Raw genomic sequence first — 15,796 nt, forward strand, 5'->3', positions numbered from 1 at the left:
ATCGCTCATATGATGAACCCGGCCAGTGTCTCGTTGTCGGTGATGTCCTGATACTGGACGCCCTCGGCCTCGAACTTCGCCTTGAGCAGATCGAAATTGCGGCGGTCCCTGGTTTCGATGCCGATCAGCACCGAACCGAAATTGCGCGCCGATTTCTTCAGATATTCGAAACGGGCGATGTCGTCGTCGGGCCCGAGCAGTTCGAGGAAGTCGCGCAGCGCGCCGGGCCGTTGCGGAAAACGGATGATGAAGTATTTCTTCAGGCCCTCGAAGCGCAGCGCCCGTTCCTTGACGTCCGGCAGCCGCTCGAAATCGAAATTGCCGCCCGAAACCACGGCGACGATGGTCTTGCCCCTGATCTCCTTCTTGGAGAAATCCTTGAGCGCATCGATCGCCAGCGCGCCGGCCGGCTCCAGCACGACGCCTTCGACATTGAGCATCTCGATCATGGTGGCGCAGAGCCGGTTTTCCGGGATCAGTCGCACCGTGTCAGCTGGAAAATCCTTGAGATGACGCAACGGCTCGCGGCCGATCTCGGCCACCGCGGCGCCATCGACGAAATTGTCGACCTTGGCGAGTTTGAGCCGTTTTCCCGCCGCGAGGCTCTCGCGCAGGCTCGGCGCGCCGGCCGGTTCGCAGAAGACGAACCGTGCTTGCCTGCCCTGATCGGCGAAATAATGGGTGACGCCCGCGGCAAGTCCGCCACCGCCGACCGGCAGCATGACGATATCGGGCATGCGGGCGCCCGGCATCTGGTCTGCGATCTCGTAGGCGACGGTTGCCTGGCCCTCGATGATGTCCTTGTGATCGAAGGGTGGCACCATATGGGCGCCGGAACTGCCGGTGAATTCCAAGGCAGCGCGATAGCAGTCGTCGAAGAAATCGCCGACCAGTCTGATCTCGATGAAATCGCCGCCGAACAGCCTGGTCTTGTCGATCTTCTGCTGCGGCGTCGTCACCGGCATGAACACAACGCCTCGCCTGCCGAAATGGCGGCAGACGAAAGCAAAACCCTGCGCGTGGTTGCCGGCCGACGCGCAGACGAACAGTTCAGCCTCGTTGCCGGCCGCCAGTGTCTTGCGGAAGAAATTGAAGGCGCCGCGGATCTTGTAGGAGCGGACCGGCGACAGATCCTCGCGCTTCAACAGCACCCGCGCACCGGTCTTTTTCGACAGATAATCGTTTTCCTGCAGCGGCGTTTCAGGGAAGATCTGGCGGATCGCGGCGGCAGCGGCAGCAACACGGGAAGAGAAACTGTTCATCGGAAACCACCCTTGGGAAAGCCGCCTTGCGTTGCACGCTGTCCGCGGACCTCTATCATTGATCGGGTCGCGCACGTCGGTTGTTGAGCGCCCGGACAAGGTGCGGCGCGAGCCCGCGTATTGCATATCCGGCTACGCGGCGCCATCGTCCATCATGTGCGTCCTTCCGGGCGGAAATTTTGCGGAATACTTTCAGCTACTTGCGGGTGCATTCTAATGCCCCCTCGCACCGGGCGGCTTGAAATCGCTATCTCTGCGGGAATTGGAAGGCCGGCGGCGACGGCGCTTATTGCGCGGATCACGCAGGCGTTTTCCGCCATTTTGGCTTTCGCGCAACACTGCGATGCCCGCAGCGGGGCGCCGATCACATTTCGACTGGACATGACTTAGTTCTGCCGCACTCTGCCTGTCCGGGAGGTATCGTGAGGATAGACAGGCCTTTCGGCCGGAGTTGGAAATTCAGGCGTGCCTTTGAAGAAGATTTTTACCGTTGTCCTGGCCTTGTTCGTCGCCGGCTGCGCCGGCCAGCAAACACAGGAATTGCTGGGCAGCGCCATGGTGTCCGCGCCGGTGACGGAGATTGCCGGCAACCACTCGATCTTCATCGCCACGACGCGCAAGAAATCCGACGATCCCAACAAGGTTTTCGACGGCGAACGCTCGGCGACGCTGAACTATGCCCGCGTCAACGTCACCGTTCCGGGGCTTCACAAGACCGGCCAGATCGAGCGCCGCTCGCGCGGCAAGTCGGACGACCCGGCCAAATATTTCATGGCTTCCGAGGTCGTCGGCTACGACACGCAGCCGAAATTCTCCAGCGCGCTCAACGCCGACATCGCGGCGCGTGGCGGCCGCGTCATGGTCTTCGTGCATGGCTACAACACCGGCTTCGATGCCGCCGTCTATCGCCTGACCCAGATCGTCCATGATTCCGGCTATCCCGGCACACCAGTGCTGTTTTCCTGGGCATCGGGCGCCAGGACCACCGACTACGTCTATGACAAGGAAAGCGCCAGCGCTGCCCGCGACCAGTTGGAGGTGACGCTCAGGATGCTGGAGCAGTCCGGCGCGCGGCGCATCGACATCGTCGCGCATTCGCTCGGAACCTGGGTCACCATGGAAACGCTGCGCCAGATGGCCATCACCGGCGACCGCGACCTCGGCGGCAAGCTCGGCGACGTGGTGCTGGCCTCGCCCGACATCGATGTCGACGTGTTCAAGAGCCAGATGCGGCGCTATGGCAAGCCCGACAAGCCATTCATCCTGCTGTTGTCGGACGACGACCGCGCGCTGCGGCTCTCCGGCCTGATCGCCGGTTCACGGCCGCGCGTCGGCGACTACAAGGATGCCGCCGATCTTGCCTCCTATGGCGTGACGGTCGTCGACCTGTCCAAGGTCAAGGGATCGGACAGCTTCAACCATACGAAGTTCGCCGACAATCCGACGCTGGTGAAGATGATCGGACAGCGGCTACGCGAGGATGACGGCTTTGCCAGCGACCGTGACGTGACCGATCGTATCGGCCTGCTTGGACAATAGATGCGGTCCCGCGGTTTTCGCCGTGCCTGTTCACCACTGCGGATGTATCGATTCACTTTGAACTGGACCGCGCCGGTCTCCGGCCTTATCGGAATAGCCAGCGACGTCATGCGTTTGACGTCCCCCTTTGCGGGAGCCGGCGTATGACCATGCGTTCGAAGAGTTATCTCGTCGTTGCATTGACGCTCGCTGTCACCGGCTGCGCCGGCGGGAAAACGCACGACCTGCTCAACAGGACGACGGTCACGGTGCCCGCTTCCGACATCGCGGCCACGCATGAGATCTTCGTCGCCACGACACGCCAGAGGGCAACAAAAGACCCGCGACAGGTGTTCGACGGCGATCGCTCGCTGACCACCAGCTTTGCCCGTGTCGACGTCACCGTCCCGAAAAACCATCAGGTCGGCGCCATCGAGCGGGCCAAGGGATCCGCGAACAGCAATCCGGCCAAGGATTTCACCGCCAAGGACGTCACCTTCTATGAAGGCGCGCCGCAATTCGCCAAGGCGGTCGGCGCCGACATTTCCATGCGCGGCGACCGTGCGCTGGTTTTCGTGCACGGCTTCAACAACGGTTTCGACGACGGCATCTACCGGCTGACGCAGATCGCCCACGACACGAAATATCCCGGCACGCCGGTGCTGTTCTCGTGGGCTTCGAGCGGCAAGACCACGGGTTACATCTACGACAAGGAAAGCGCCAACGCAGCGCGCGACGACCTCGAGGCGACGCTCAGGATGCTGGCCAAGACCAAGGTCAAGAGCATCGACATCATCGCCCATTCGATGGGGACCTGGGTGACCATGGAGGCGCTGCGCCAGCTTGCCATCACCGGCGATCGCGATCTCGACGACAAACTCGGCTACGTCATCCTGGCCTCGCCCGACATCGATGTCGACGTGTTCAAGAAACAGATGATCCGTTACGGCAAACCCGACAAGCCATTCGCCATCCTGCTCTCGGCGGATGACCGGGCTCTCAAGCTTTCCTCCCTGATCTCGGGCGATAAGCCGCGCGTCGGGGATTACGGCGATGCGGCCGACCTCGCCAGCTATGGCGTGTCGGTGGTCGACCTTTCCCAGGCCAAGGGCGGTGACCGCCTCAACCACGCCAAATTCGCCGACAACCCGATGCTGGTGCAACTGCTGGGCGACCGGCTGCGGGCGCCTGCCGGCCTTGCCTCGGACGAGCCCGTCCCGACTCAGCTCAACAATCTCGGCCAGGGCCTCGGAAAGGCCGTCGGCTCGGTCGCCGAGATCGTCATCACCACGCCGTTCAAGGTGCTGACCATCGCCACCGGCGGGTGAACCGGCCGAGCGCAGACGGCTGATCTCAAACGAAAAGATCAACCTTCTGGAATGTCGTCACGTCGATCAGGCCGACATCGGAAATCCTGAGTTCGGGAATGACGACCAGCGCCAGCAGCGAGTGCTGCATGTAGGCGTTGTTCAGCGAACAGCCCATCTTGCGCATCGCCTCGGTGAGCTTCTCCGCCTTGGCCGCGACGATCTCGGCCCGCTCGTCCGACATCAGGCCGGCGATCGGCATTTCGACCAGCGCCAATTCCTTGCCCTTGGAGAACAGCGCGACGCCGCCGCCGACCTCGCCCAGGCGGTTTACCGCCAGCGCCATGTCCTGCTTGTTGGTGCCGACGCAGATGATGTGATGGGCGTCATGCGCGACGCTGGACGCCATGGCGCAGTCGCCCATATAGCCGAAGCCGGAAACGAAGGCGTTGGTGACGCCGCCCGTGCCCCGGTGGCGCTCGACCAGCGCGATCTGGCAGATGTCGTTGCGGCGGTCCATGGCGACCAGCCCGTCCTCGACCGCCAGATCGGCCTCCAGCGCGCGCGTCGGCGCCTGGTTCTCGATGACGCCGATAACACGCACCCGCACCTCGTTGGCGCCTTTGGGAGCAACGATATCGAAGTCGCCGCCCTTCAGCTTCTTGCCGAGCTTGACGGTGTTCTTCGCCGTCTTCGGGTAATCATAGGCCGGAATATCGATTTCGAGCTTGCCGCCCTTGGCCAGCCTGACGCCGCGTGCATAGACCTCGTCGATGGTCATTGCGGCGAGATCCGATACGATCAGCAGGTCGGCCAGCCGGCCCGGCGCGATCGAGCCGATCTCGCGCTCCAGTTTGAAATGCTGGGCGGTGTTGAGCGTCGCCATCTGAATCGCCGTCACCGGCTTCAACCCCTGTTGGATGGCGTGGCGCACCACGCGGTCCATATGGCCTTCCTGGACCAGCGTGCCGGAATGGCTGTCGTCGGTGCACAGGATGAAGTTGCGCGGGTCGATGCCGCTCTCCGTCACCGCCTTGATCTGCGAGGCGACGTCGTACCAGGCCGAGCCCAGCCGCAGCATCGCCTTCATGCCTTGGCGCACCCGGGCAATGGCGTCCTCGGCGCGTGTGCCCTCATGGTCGTCCTCGGGGCCGCCGGCGGCATAGCCATGGAACGGCAGGCCGAGATCGCGCGAGGCATAGTGGCCGCCGACCGTCTTGCCTGCATGAACCGTCGCCGCGATCTCGCCCGACATGACAGGATCATTGGCGGCGACACCGGGAAAATTCATCACTTCGCCCAGGCCGATAATGTTTTCCCAGGTCATCGCCTCCTCGACATCGGCGACCGTCAGCTCGGCGCCGGCATGTTCCAGCCCCGGCGCCGAAGGCACGCAGGACGGCATCTGCACATGCACGTTGATGGGCATGGCGACCGCTTCGTCATGCATCAGCCGCACGCCGGGCAGACCCAGAACATTGGCGATCTCGTGCGGGTCGATGAACATCGAGGTGGTGCCGTGCGGAATGACGGCACGGCAGAACTCGGTCACCGTCACCATGCCGCTTTCGACATGCATGTGCGCGTCGCAGAGACCGGGCACCAGATAGCGCCCGCCGGCGTCGACCACCGTGGTGCCCTGCCCGATGGCATGGCTGGCATTGGGCCCGCAATAAGCGAAGCGCCCGCCGGCAATGGCGATGTCGGTGCCGGCGATGATCTCGCCCGAATGGACGTTCACCCAGCGGCCGTTGCGCACGACCAGGTCAGCGGGCTTCCGCCCCATGGCGACATCGACCAGATGTGTCGCCATCTCGGTCCACGGTCTGGGTTTTGTGGGCGTTGCTTTCGTCATTGGCGATTCCTCGGTTACGGCCAGTCTCGCAAATGTCGGCGGGCGCCGCCAGAGCCGTCGGTCCGACACGCCGCGCAGGCCGGGCTTGTTGACTAATCCGGCTGGAAGGCGATGCTGACCGCGGTCCGAACCATATGAGGGAAAAAACATGACCCGTTTTTGGAAAGCGTTCGCCATCGTCATCTTGTTCGCCGCCTCGAGCGCTTTTGCCGCCGCCGAGGAACGTTGGCAGACCTTGCCGGAGCCTGCAGCCATGCCCAAACCCGATCAGAGCGGATATGCGCCGGTGAACGGCATCCAGATGTACTACGCCGTTTTCGGAGCGGGTGACCCCGTGCTGCTCATCCATGGTGGCCTCGGCCACGCCGACATCTGGGCCAGCCAGGTGGCCACGTTTTCCAAGACGCACAAGGTGATAGTCGCCGACAGCCGTGGTCACGGCCGCTCCACCCGCACCGAGCAGCCCTATGGCTATGACTTGATGGCGTCGGACTATCTGGCGCTGCTCGATCACCTGAAGATCGACAAGACCGCGCTCGTCGGCTGGAGCGATGGCGGAATTATCGGTATCGACATCGCACTGCATCATCCGGAGCGGCTGACAAGGCTCTTTGCGCAAGCCGCCAACGTAACCACCGACGGCGTCGATCCGGGCGTGATGACCAACAAGACCTTTGCCGCCTACATCGACCGCTCCGGCCGCGAATACAAGAAGATGTCGAAAACACCGGACCAGTATGACGCCTTCGTGGCGCAGATGAGCCATATGTGGGAGACCGAGCCGGCGTGGACCAAGGAGCAGCTCGCTGAGATAACCACGCCGACGGCGATCGTTGCCGGCGACCATGACGAAGCGATCAAGCGCGAACACACCGAATATATCGCCTCCGTCATCCCGGGCGCGAAGCTGATTATCCTGCCCAACGCCAGTCATTTCGCCATGCTGCAAGCGCCGGATGAATATAGCCAGGCTGTGCTGGACTTCATCGACGCCAAATAGAGGATTCTGTGCGGCGACAGGGGGATTGCGATTGCGGCGAATGCGGTTATCCTTCTGGCGAGGACCTTTCTGAATCGTCATTTGGGGAGTTCGATGCGTCGACTGATAGTCGCAAGTGCCGGTTTTCTTGCCGTTCTGGCCGTGCCGGCTTTTGCAGCCGACCCAGCGGTCGACGTGCCTATGACCGCGCCCGGCTTCGACTGGACGGGCTACTACGCTGGTCTGCAGGCCGGCTATGGCTGGGGCCAATCCGATATATCGGTGACAGAAGGCGCGCCGTTTTCCATCGCGCCCGACATTGACGGCGGTTTTGTCGGCGGCCATGTCGCAGGCCTGTGGCAGTTCAACCAGGCGGTGCTCGGCGCCGAGGCGGACCTCAACTATTCCTCGGTCGGCGGCACGACGGTATCGGCGCTGGGAAGCACATTCGGCACCGACATCAAGTGGTTCGGGTCGGTCAACGCCAAGGCCGGCTACGCCATGGATCGCCTGCTGGTCTACGGCATTGGCGGCGTCGCCTTTGCCGGCATCGAAACATCGCAAGTCGCGGGTCCGGCGTTCGCCAGCACGCGCACGAATGTCGGCTGGACCGTGGGTGCCGGCGTCGACTACGCGTTGACCGACAAGTTCGTCGTCGGCGCACAGTATCGCTACTATGATTTCGGCTCCGAGCACTACGACGTGGCGGAACCCTTCAACGATCGCGATCAGAACGTGAAGCTCAACACGGTAGGCATCAATTTGAGCTACAAGTTCTGAGCAGGGCCACAATCGCGACGCTGCCGGACCAGGCAACCACTCAAAGGGCTCTTTCATGGAAGGGTGGCCGACGCTCCCAGTGGGCGGGGGGAATGGGTTGGGCCTGAGAGGCGCCGGCCTTGGCAGATCAAATCCACCACACAGGCATCCTACCACTACCCGCCGCGCCGATAATTCCGTGATCGCGCCAGTATCATCAAGCCGCCCCGTCTGTTTGCACGTTCGGCGAACGCTCAACAACACGACTTGACGGCCTGTGTCAGGCGTCTGAAAAGGGCTGGCCTGCGGACGTGGCGGAATTGGTAGACGCAAGGGACTTAAAATCCCTCGATCTCTGATCGTACGGGTTCGATTCCCGTCGTCCGCACCAGCCTTCGCTCTTCGAGCTTGGGGTGGCGGGCCACCTGAAGCTCGTTAGTGCATGTCGCCCAAAGTGACCTCGGTTTTGGGAGAGCGACATGCACAAAGACAAAGACCTGAAGCGGGTCGCCTGAAGGCGCGACACCGCTTAGACAAAGGAGCGTCCTCCGAAGCCTTGGCCAAGGAGGACCGGTTCGAATTTCATCCGTTCAGGCGCACCAATTTCACCAGCCAGGGCTTGTTGGCATCTCTACGCCTCGAACACTTTCTGTGTGAACCATTCCGCCAGCCTGGCAAGCTCAGGCCCCAGCACACGATCGGCACCGACAGGCGGCACGATAGCTCTGATTTGATCGACGAAGGAGCGCAGTGCCGGCGGCGGCGTCCGTTCGGTGACGTGCAGCGCCTGCGAGGCGATCATCGCCAACATCGCCATGGCGGCATCGACGCAGCGGCCGGCGGTCGCTTCCTTGGTCCATGCGAAGAATGCCGTCGTGGCGACGTCGTCCTGCCCCGCACCGGCCGATTCCGTGCCCGGAATGAAGGTACGTTGCGCCGCCAGCTTGGCCTGCTCGAGATAGCCGGTGATCGCCATCGGCACGTAGCCGACATTGCCGTGGCCATCGCTGTCGGCCGAGTGTCGTCCGGTCATCAGAAGATCGGGCAGCAGCGACACCTTGCCGTTGAGCAGCTTGGAGGCGTGGCGATCACAAAGCAGGCAGATGTCGGCCCATATCGCCGCCAGATCATCCAGCGCCGGCGTCGCCATGGCGTTGTGATAGCCGCCGGTCGAGATGCAGCGGCCGAGCGGATGTGCATCTTCGGGCGGGATATAGACCGGATTGTCCGATATAGAGGCCAGCGACACATTGGCTGCCCGCTCGGCCGACGACAGCGCACGATGCGCCTGGCCGAGGACGCGCGGCACGATGCGGTAGCTGACCGGCGCCTGATAATTGCGTCGCCCATCGCCGGCGCCAACCAGAAATTCCCGCAAACCCTGCAGGGCCGCGGCCTCATGCTCATCACCCCAGAGCGTATCGAGGGCGGCGTCATAGTGTTCGAGCGGGGCGCGAAACGCCTCGATCGACAGCGCGAACACTTTTTGCGCCATGCGGATCCGGCGGCGCGCCGCGAGCGCCGCGTCCGCTACGAGGGCTGCAGCGCAGGGCGAGCCGTTGATCAGCGAGCCGCGTTCCTTGACCTCGAGATCGAAGCGCGTCGAAAGCTCGGCAAACAGCGGATAGAGCGCCAGGATTTCGCCGGCGCCGCCCTGGCCCGAGGCCGGCACTGTTGGCATCGGCCCACCATTGAGCATTGCGGCCACGGCAAGCGCGATGCGTGGCGAGGTGGCGGCGTTGCCCTCGATGAAGTTCGTCAGGCGGGCAAGCACGATCGCCCTGACCACGCGATCCGGCAAGGGATCGCCGAACGAGGTGGCGGCGGCAAACGCCTTGATGCGCGCATGGCGATCCCGCTCGTCGAGTTCGAGCTTGCGGCTCGCCAGCTCTCCCATGGCGGTGGTGACGCCATAGATGACCGGTGGCGGATCGGATTCAATCAGCCTGAGAAACGAGGCGCGGCATTCGGCGATGCGCTGCAAGGCCTTCTCGTCGATGTCCACCGTGTCCTTCTTCCAGGCGACGCGGAAAACAGTGTCGAGGTTGATGTCCTCACGCGTCGACAGGCTAACTGGCATGTTTCACACCACTGCAAATAAGGGACTTAGTAGAGTGGTTCCTCGAACAGCGTCTTGTCGCCGTCCACCAGCGCCTTGATCTGCGCGGTGCCGTCGCCGGCGAGCGCAAGACGGATGCCGAATGGCCGCACCCGCATGTCGTTCTGGATCGCCATCCCCTCGCCTTCCGGCAGATAGAAGCGTTCGATGCCATAGTCCGGCGCGATGGTCATCCCTTCGCCGCGAAGATCCCAGCCCTCGGCGATGTGGCCTAAAATATCGGCCTCGTCCGCAGCGGCCGGCTTCGGCGCCTTGCCGAACCAGGCTGTCGTCGGCTGCCAATAGCCGTCGGAGCCCTTCTTCAGGCGCACGACAATCGAGGTGTCGTCGCTGGAAAACTTGTCGGGCGGAATGTTGGCGATCATTTTCACCGGTATGCGCGAAATATCGTAGCCCAGGATAATATAATCGCCGCGCAGGAGGTCGCGCGGATCGACGGGCTCGATCTTCAGAAGCACCTCTTTGCCGTTGCGCAGGATCGCCGCGCGGCCGGCGATGATCCAGCTCGGGAAGCCGATCTGGACGAGCGCCAGCAGCAGTGCCGAGATGACAAGCCTTTTCCCGGTGATCATGCCGTGGCTCCTTTGGCATCTGGACCTTTCATACGCTTTTCCACGCGGATGATGACGATCGCAAGGATGCCGAGCAGCACTGCGGCGGCCAGGAAGAAGCCGGCTGTATCGAGCATCGATTGCAAGGTCACCACATAGATGATGGCGAGTTCGAAGGCGAAGCCAAGATAGGCAAACCAGCGCAGCCCACGGCTCTCCCGTCCCGCCAGCACGATTGCCCCGACGATGCCGCCCAGCGCGATCACCGAAGCGAGGGCAAAACCGCTGTTGTAGGTGCTCTCGTCGGCGAGTTCGAACTGGATCATCGCCAGGCCGGTGAGGAAGCCGAGCAGTGCGTGCAAGGGCAAGCGGCCGCCGAGCTGCACGACCCGGTCGACCGGATCCGGCGCGAAGACCGAGGCCGCGAACAGCAGCGCCGAGACGACGACCAGCGGGATAGCCACCTGCAGCGTGTCGTGGTTGGTGACGAGCAGCACAAGATAAAACAGAACCGACAGGATGATCAGGTGGCGCGCCGCCTGGCTGCGGGTCCAGAACGAGACGGCAAACAGTACGATCGCCATGATCACGAAGGCATGCGGAAATTCGCTGCGGCTGTAGTAGTCGAAGCCTTTGAGGAACAGCCAGGCATCGGCGATGCCGACCGAAGCGACCGTCAGCGGATTCGAACGCAGCGCAACCGCCGCCAGCGCCGTGCCGGCGCCCCAGGTGACCAGAGCAGACGCCTCGTCGCCCGAGAGATGATACATCTGGCCGATCAGCGCGATCGAGCCGCCGAAAGCCGCGGCCGCCACGATCCACAGCGCTTCGCCGAGCGCCGCATGGTCGCGGGTCTTCAGCACCGCGCCGCCGACATAGCCGCCGAGGATGACGGCAAACAGTGCCACCACGCGTGCCAGCCGCGGGATGGCGTCCCAGTTGGCGGCGACGAAAATCAGGATGGCGGCGCCGAAAAGCAAAGCGGCCATCATTGCCAGGATAGAGCCGAAGCTGAGCGACTCGCGCGCGTTGGCCTCGACATTGCGCGAAAGCGAATCGGCTGTGGCGGCGTCAATCAGCCCGGCCTGCAGCCAACGCGCGATATCCGCCCTGACTCGCGACGAATACCCCGCCATGCTGTGTCTCCCCCACGTTTGGTCTTTTTTCAGCCGATCCGGTCAAATCGTTGACGCGGCGGCATTTTCCGATTCGGGTTTCTTTGTGTCAGGTCCGTGAACGCCCGTTAATGCTGCATTGCACAATTTGCATTGCTGCCATGCAGCCATAGCGCTTTTAAATCGATATGGGTCCGCCTATTTATAGTTCGTACACAAACGGAATGATCCGCAAGAAAGACGAAACGAGAACTACCATGAACCTGATCCGCAACTACCGCAACTGGCGCCGCTACAGGGACACCGTGTCCGAGCTGAGCCGCCTGAGCAACCGTGAACTGACCGACCTCGGCATCAGCCGCAGCGACATTCCTTACGTCGCTCGCAAGGCGGTCTAATTCTTCGGACCGCGAATGGTCCGAACCAGTTTTGAAAAAGAGAACGACAATGAACCTGATCCGCAACTATCGTAACTGGCGCGTTTATCGCGAGACGGTTACCGAGCTGGGTCGCCTTTCCAACCGCCAGCTGCATGATCTCGGTATCGTCCGCGACGAAATCAAGATCATCGCCCGCCAGGCGATCTAGACAGAATTTCGGCAGGGTCGACCTCCTCCCCGACCTTGACGAATACGGTCACCCCTTACCTCCTCCCAAGGGTTGACCACAAAAACGGCGCCCGCCGCACCTCCTCCCGCGGCGGGCGCTGTTTCCCCGGGCAAATCAAATTTGCCCAGAAGGGTTTCGCCCCTTTCAAAATTAGCGAAAGAGATTTCGTCAAAGCCGACCTCCTCCCCGGCAATGACGAATAGGTCCGACCTTCACCTCCTCCCGAAGGTTGGCCACCAAAACGGCGCCCGCCGCACCTCCTCCCGCGGCGGGCGCTGTTTCCCGGCCCCAGAAGGGTTTCGCCCCTTTCAAAATTAGCGAAAGAGTTTTCGTCAAAGCCGACCTCCTCCCCGGCGATGACGAATATGGTCGGCCTTCACCTCCTCCCGAGGGTCGACCCCAAAAACGACACCCGCCGGACCTCCTCCCCCGGCGGGTGTTGTTGTTTTCAGGGGCGCTCCGATCAGCAGCTGTTTGCTCCGCACCGCGCACGGCAATTGCAATCGCCGCACCAAGCGATTATTCCGGCGTTCATGAGCAAAAACCCAATCCACATCATCGGCGGCGGCCTCGCCGGTTCCGAAGCCGCATGGCAGGCAGCCGAGGCCGGCGTGCCCGTCATCCTGCATGAAATGCGGCCCGTTCGCGGCACCGATGCGCACAAGACCGACAGCCTGGCCGAGCTGGTCTGTTCGAACTCCTTCCGCTCCGACGACGCCGACAACAATGCCGTCGGCCTGTTGCATGCCGAAATGCGGCTGGCCGGCTCGCTGATCATGAGCGCCGGCGACGCCAACCAGGTGCCTGCTGGCGGCGCGCTCGCCGTCGACCGCGACGGATTTGCCGACGCGGTGACGAAAAGGCTTGAAGCGCACCCGCTGATATCAATCCAGCGCGAGGAAGTGCCGGGCCTGCCGCCGGCGGATTGGGACCAGGCGATCATCGCCACGGGTCCATTGACCGCGCCCTCACTTGCCCAGTCGATCGCGGAAGCGACCGGCGCCGATGCGCTAGCCTTCTTCGACGCCATCGCGCCGATCGTCCACTTCGACACGATCGACATGGACATTTGCTGGTTCCAGTCGCGCTACGACAAGGTCGGGCCCGGCGGCACCGGTAAGGACTACATCAACTGCCCGATGGACAAGGACCAGTACCTTGCCTTCGTTCAGGCGCTGGTCGACGGCCAGAAAACCGAATTCAAGCAATGGGAAGGCACGCCCTATTTCGACGGCTGCCTGCCGATTGAGATCATGGCCGAACGCGGCGTCGAGACGCTCCGTTACGGCCCGATGAAGCCGATGGGGCTGACCAATGCACACAATCCGACGGTGAAGGCCTATGCCGTCGTCCAGCTGCGGCAGGACAATGCGCTGGGCACGCTCTATAACATGGTCGGCTTCCAGACCAAGCTGAAGCACGCCGAGCAGGTGCGCGTGTTCCGCACCATACCAGGTCTCGAAAACGCCGATTTCGCCCGCCTCGGCGGCCTGCACCGCAACACCTACATCAACTCGCCGACCTTGCTCGACGCTTCGCTGCAGCTGAAGTCGCGCCCCGGCCTGCGTTTTGCCGGCCAGATCACCGGCTGCGAGGGCTATGTCGAGAGTGCCGCGATCGGCCTGCTCGCCGGCCGTTTCGCCGCCGCGGAAAGGCTCGGCCATGCGCCGTCGCTGCCGCCGCTGACCACGGCCTTCGGCGCGCTGCTCAACCACATCACAGGCGGCCACATCGTTTCGGATGACGAGCCGGGAAAGCGCTCCTTCCAGCCGATGAATGTCAATTTCGGCCTGTTCCCGCCTGTGGAAGCGCCGAAGACCGAGGGCAAGCGCATGCGCGGCAAGGACAAGACCGTCGCCAAGCGCCACGCCATCACCTCGCGCGCACGCGCCGATTGTAGGGAGTGGCTGGGACTTCCGGCACAAACAGAAACGGCCGAAGCGGCGGAGTAGTCTATGGCTAAGCCTGCCCCAGCTTTTGCCGCCGGGGCTCCCGCCAAGTGAAGAACCGTTCACCGGTGAATATGAAATCATCTGGAGCGTCTACGTCAAATGCAACAACCTGCAGAAGTTGCGCGGCACACATATACCGGCGCTTGAAGCATTGAGCGGCCAGCCCACGGCGGGAAGGGCTGGGTGGTTGACAACGAGGGTAACAATGAGAACCGCGATAGAAGTTTGAAGAGGATTATTGCTGTAAAGCGCCTTCAGGGCCCCTACATGGAACAGTTCCTCCTCGATTTCATGAAGACGCTCTATTCGCTGGCGCCGTCTTGGAACATCCAAGCCCGGCTGAACCCGTTACATCCACATGGGGTGTATGTCTGCGCTCATTTCTCAAGGGAGACCGCCTCAGAGGCGCCGGCAGTCGTCGACGCGCTGGTCGGGACATGTTGACGTTTACGTCAAAGCGCAGGCCAGCCCTTGCTCGCGCGACGCAGCAGCAGCCAATGCCGGCGCAAGGCCGACAGCCGCGCCACGCCTTCGAGCGGCGAACCATTCTCCATCTTGCCGAGATAGGCACGTGACAGGGCGAGCGGCAGGAATGCCGGACGCAGCGATACAGGCAGAGCCGGAGCGCCTCGCTCGAAGGCGGAAAGATGTTCCCGTGCCAGCGCCATNTGCCGGACGCAGCGATACAGGCAGAGCCGGAGCGCCTCGCTCGAAGGCGGAAAGATGTTCCCGTGCCAGCGCCATCATCGCCGCCACCGCGCGTTTGGCGCCGGGTCCGCCATCACCGGCAACGAACTCCTGCGGCGAAGAGCCGGCCGCTGCAAGGATATCGGCCGGGACAAAACACTGTCCGCGCCGGCGATGCAGCGGCAACAGCAGCAGCAGGCCGGTCATCGCCTGCGCACAGCCTGCCCTGCCCGCCAGATCGGCAAAGCGCGGCGCCTCGACAGGATCGAGCACCATCGCCGCAAGCTGGATGAGTGCTGCGGCCGTCTCGCCGCAATAGCCTTCCAGATCGATGCGCGACGGCATCGGGTCGTCGTAGAGGTCGAAGATGCGCGCATCGAGCATGTTCTCGAAGGCCGGCTCCGGGAGGCCGAACGTCGCTATCGTGGCGTTCAAGGCTTCGGCAGTGGGATGGCCGGCGCCGGCCTCGCCGCCGGCGGCAATGACATCGCGCCACCATTGCAGCCTCACCTCGCCCGGCAACGCTTCATGGATGCGATCGCGGATGCCTGCGATCTCGGCATTGAAGGCGTAGAGCGAAAACAGCGCGTCGCGCTTGTCGTCGGGCGCGTAGAGCGCGGTCAGATAGCGATCATGGTCGGCGACGCGCACCGCGTCCATGACGATTTCAGCGCTTCGAGACATGTCAATCGACGGCAATGAGCGCCGCGGCCACCGCGCGCTCTTCCGCCAGAAGGACATTGTAGGTCCGCACCGCGGCCCCCGTCGACATCGGGTCGGATGCAATGCCGGCGGCCTTCAGCGCGGCCCGCAATGCGGCGGGCAATGGCCTGAGATCCCTGCCCATGCCGACCAGCAGGATTTCGACCTTGTCGGCCTCAGCCAGCAGCCTGTCGAAATCCGCCACCGTCAGCGCCAGGGGATCAGCCGGTTCCCAGCCATGGATGCCGGATGGCAGGCACATGAGCGAACCGCGATGCGACATGTCGGCAAAGCGGAACCCGCCATTGCCATAGGCTTCGATCGGCGCGCGGCCCGGAAAATGCGCCTCGCGGATGACGATGCCTTTGCTGGTCACCGTTG

Annotated in this window: 13 protein-coding genes, 1 tRNA gene and 1 pseudogene; 8 read left to right on the forward strand and 7 right to left on the reverse strand. The window is 63.0% G+C overall.

The features are described from left to right. Nucleotides 1-5: 5 nt before the first annotated feature. Entirely contained in the window at nucleotides 6-1,262 is a 1,257-nt protein-coding gene (gene ilvA / locus X735_RS146715; protein WP_023812162.1) for a threonine ammonia-lyase IlvA, read from the reverse strand. A gap of 465 nt (nucleotides 1,263-1,727) precedes the next feature. Here ilvA and X735_RS146710 point away from each other — a divergent pair, with 465 nt between their 5' ends. Beyond that, nucleotides 1,728-2,801: an alpha/beta hydrolase gene (locus X735_RS146710; protein WP_023812164.1), complete on the forward strand. Its 1,074-nt coding sequence runs from the start codon at nucleotides 1,728-1,730 to the stop codon at nucleotides 2,799-2,801. A 143-nt stretch (nucleotides 2,802-2,944) separates the two neighbouring features. Beyond that, complete coding sequence (locus X735_RS146705; protein WP_023812165.1) at nucleotides 2,945-4,108, forward strand: alpha/beta hydrolase; 1,164 nt, start codon at nucleotides 2,945-2,947, stop codon at nucleotides 4,106-4,108. 25 nt (nucleotides 4,109-4,133) lie between these two features. Here X735_RS146705 and ade read toward each other — a convergent pair whose 3' ends face one another. Next, nucleotides 4,134-5,942, reverse strand: a complete 1,809-nt coding sequence (gene ade, locus X735_RS146700; protein WP_023812166.1) for an adenine deaminase — start codon at nucleotides 5,940-5,942, stop codon at nucleotides 4,134-4,136. A 148-nt stretch (nucleotides 5,943-6,090) separates the two neighbouring features. Between ade and X735_RS146695 the strand changes: the two genes are divergently transcribed. The 3 genes from X735_RS146695 to X735_RS146685 all read left to right on the forward strand — a co-directional run bounded on the left by X735_RS146695 (nucleotide 6,091) and on the right by X735_RS146685 (nucleotide 8,071). Then, nucleotides 6,091-6,942, forward strand: a complete 852-nt coding sequence (locus tag X735_RS146695; protein WP_023812167.1) for an alpha/beta fold hydrolase — start codon at nucleotides 6,091-6,093, stop codon at nucleotides 6,940-6,942. A 93-nt stretch (nucleotides 6,943-7,035) separates the two neighbouring features. Then, nucleotides 7,036-7,701, forward strand: coding sequence for an outer membrane protein (locus X735_RS146690; RefSeq protein WP_023812168.1), 666 nt, complete (start codon nucleotides 7,036-7,038; stop codon nucleotides 7,699-7,701). A gap of 284 nt (nucleotides 7,702-7,985) precedes the next feature. After that, nucleotides 7,986-8,071, forward strand: a tRNA-Leu gene (locus tag X735_RS146685). Between the two features lie 240 nt (nucleotides 8,072-8,311). Here X735_RS146685 and X735_RS146680 read toward each other — a convergent pair. The 3 genes from X735_RS146680 to X735_RS146670 are packed head-to-tail and all read right to left on the reverse strand — an operon-like array spanning nucleotide 8,312 to nucleotide 11,486. Next, nucleotides 8,312-9,760, reverse strand: a complete 1,449-nt coding sequence (locus X735_RS146680; protein WP_023812169.1) for an aromatic amino acid lyase — start codon at nucleotides 9,758-9,760, stop codon at nucleotides 8,312-8,314. 26 nt (nucleotides 9,761-9,786) lie between these two features. After that, nucleotides 9,787-10,371 (reverse strand): GDYXXLXY domain-containing protein, encoded by a 585-nt coding sequence (locus X735_RS146675; RefSeq protein WP_023812170.1) that lies wholly within the window; start codon nucleotides 10,369-10,371, stop codon nucleotides 9,787-9,789. After that, nucleotides 10,368-11,486: a DUF2157 domain-containing protein gene (locus tag X735_RS146670; protein ID WP_023812171.1), complete on the reverse strand. Its 1,119-nt coding sequence runs from the start codon at nucleotides 11,484-11,486 to the stop codon at nucleotides 10,368-10,370. The genes X735_RS146675 and X735_RS146670 overlap by 4 nt, the downstream gene beginning before the upstream one ends. A 236-nt stretch (nucleotides 11,487-11,722) precedes the next feature. Here X735_RS146670 and X735_RS1000000167720 point away from each other — a divergent pair, with 236 nt between their 5' ends. The 3 genes from X735_RS1000000167720 to trmFO all read left to right on the forward strand — a co-directional run bounded on the left by X735_RS1000000167720 (nucleotide 11,723) and on the right by trmFO (nucleotide 14,026). Beyond that, on the forward strand, nucleotides 11,723-11,863 hold the full coding sequence (locus tag X735_RS1000000167720) for a DUF1127 domain-containing protein (protein ID WP_013531315.1): 141 nt from the start codon (nucleotides 11,723-11,725) through the stop codon (nucleotides 11,861-11,863). A 49-nt stretch (nucleotides 11,864-11,912) separates the two neighbouring features. Continuing rightward, the gene (locus X735_RS1000000167725; protein ID WP_013531314.1) at nucleotides 11,913-12,053 is read left to right on the forward strand and encodes a DUF1127 domain-containing protein; all 141 of its coding nucleotides are present in this window, start codon (nucleotides 11,913-11,915) and stop codon (nucleotides 12,051-12,053) included. Between the two features lie 554 nt (nucleotides 12,054-12,607). Next, on the forward strand, nucleotides 12,608-14,026 hold the full coding sequence (gene trmFO / locus X735_RS146660; protein ID WP_023812173.1) for a methylenetetrahydrofolate--tRNA-(uracil(54)-C(5))-methyltransferase (FADH(2)-oxidizing) TrmFO: 1,419 nt from the start codon (nucleotides 12,608-12,610) through the stop codon (nucleotides 14,024-14,026). Between the two features lie 452 nt (nucleotides 14,027-14,478). Here the strand turns inward: trmFO and X735_RS01000000166030 are convergent. Then, nucleotides 14,479-15,397: pseudogene (locus X735_RS01000000166030) on the reverse strand (phytoene/squalene synthase family protein). Nucleotide 15,398: 1 nt separating this feature from the next. Next, entirely contained in the window at nucleotides 15,399-15,791 is a 393-nt protein-coding gene (locus tag X735_RS146650; protein WP_023812175.1) for an Mth938-like domain-containing protein, read from the reverse strand. Between the last annotated feature and the right edge of the window lie 5 nt (nucleotides 15,792-15,796).

The sequence above is a fragment of the Mesorhizobium sp. L2C084A000 genome, assembly GCF_000502875.1.
Classification (GTDB): domain Bacteria; phylum Pseudomonadota; class Alphaproteobacteria; order Rhizobiales; family Rhizobiaceae; genus Mesorhizobium.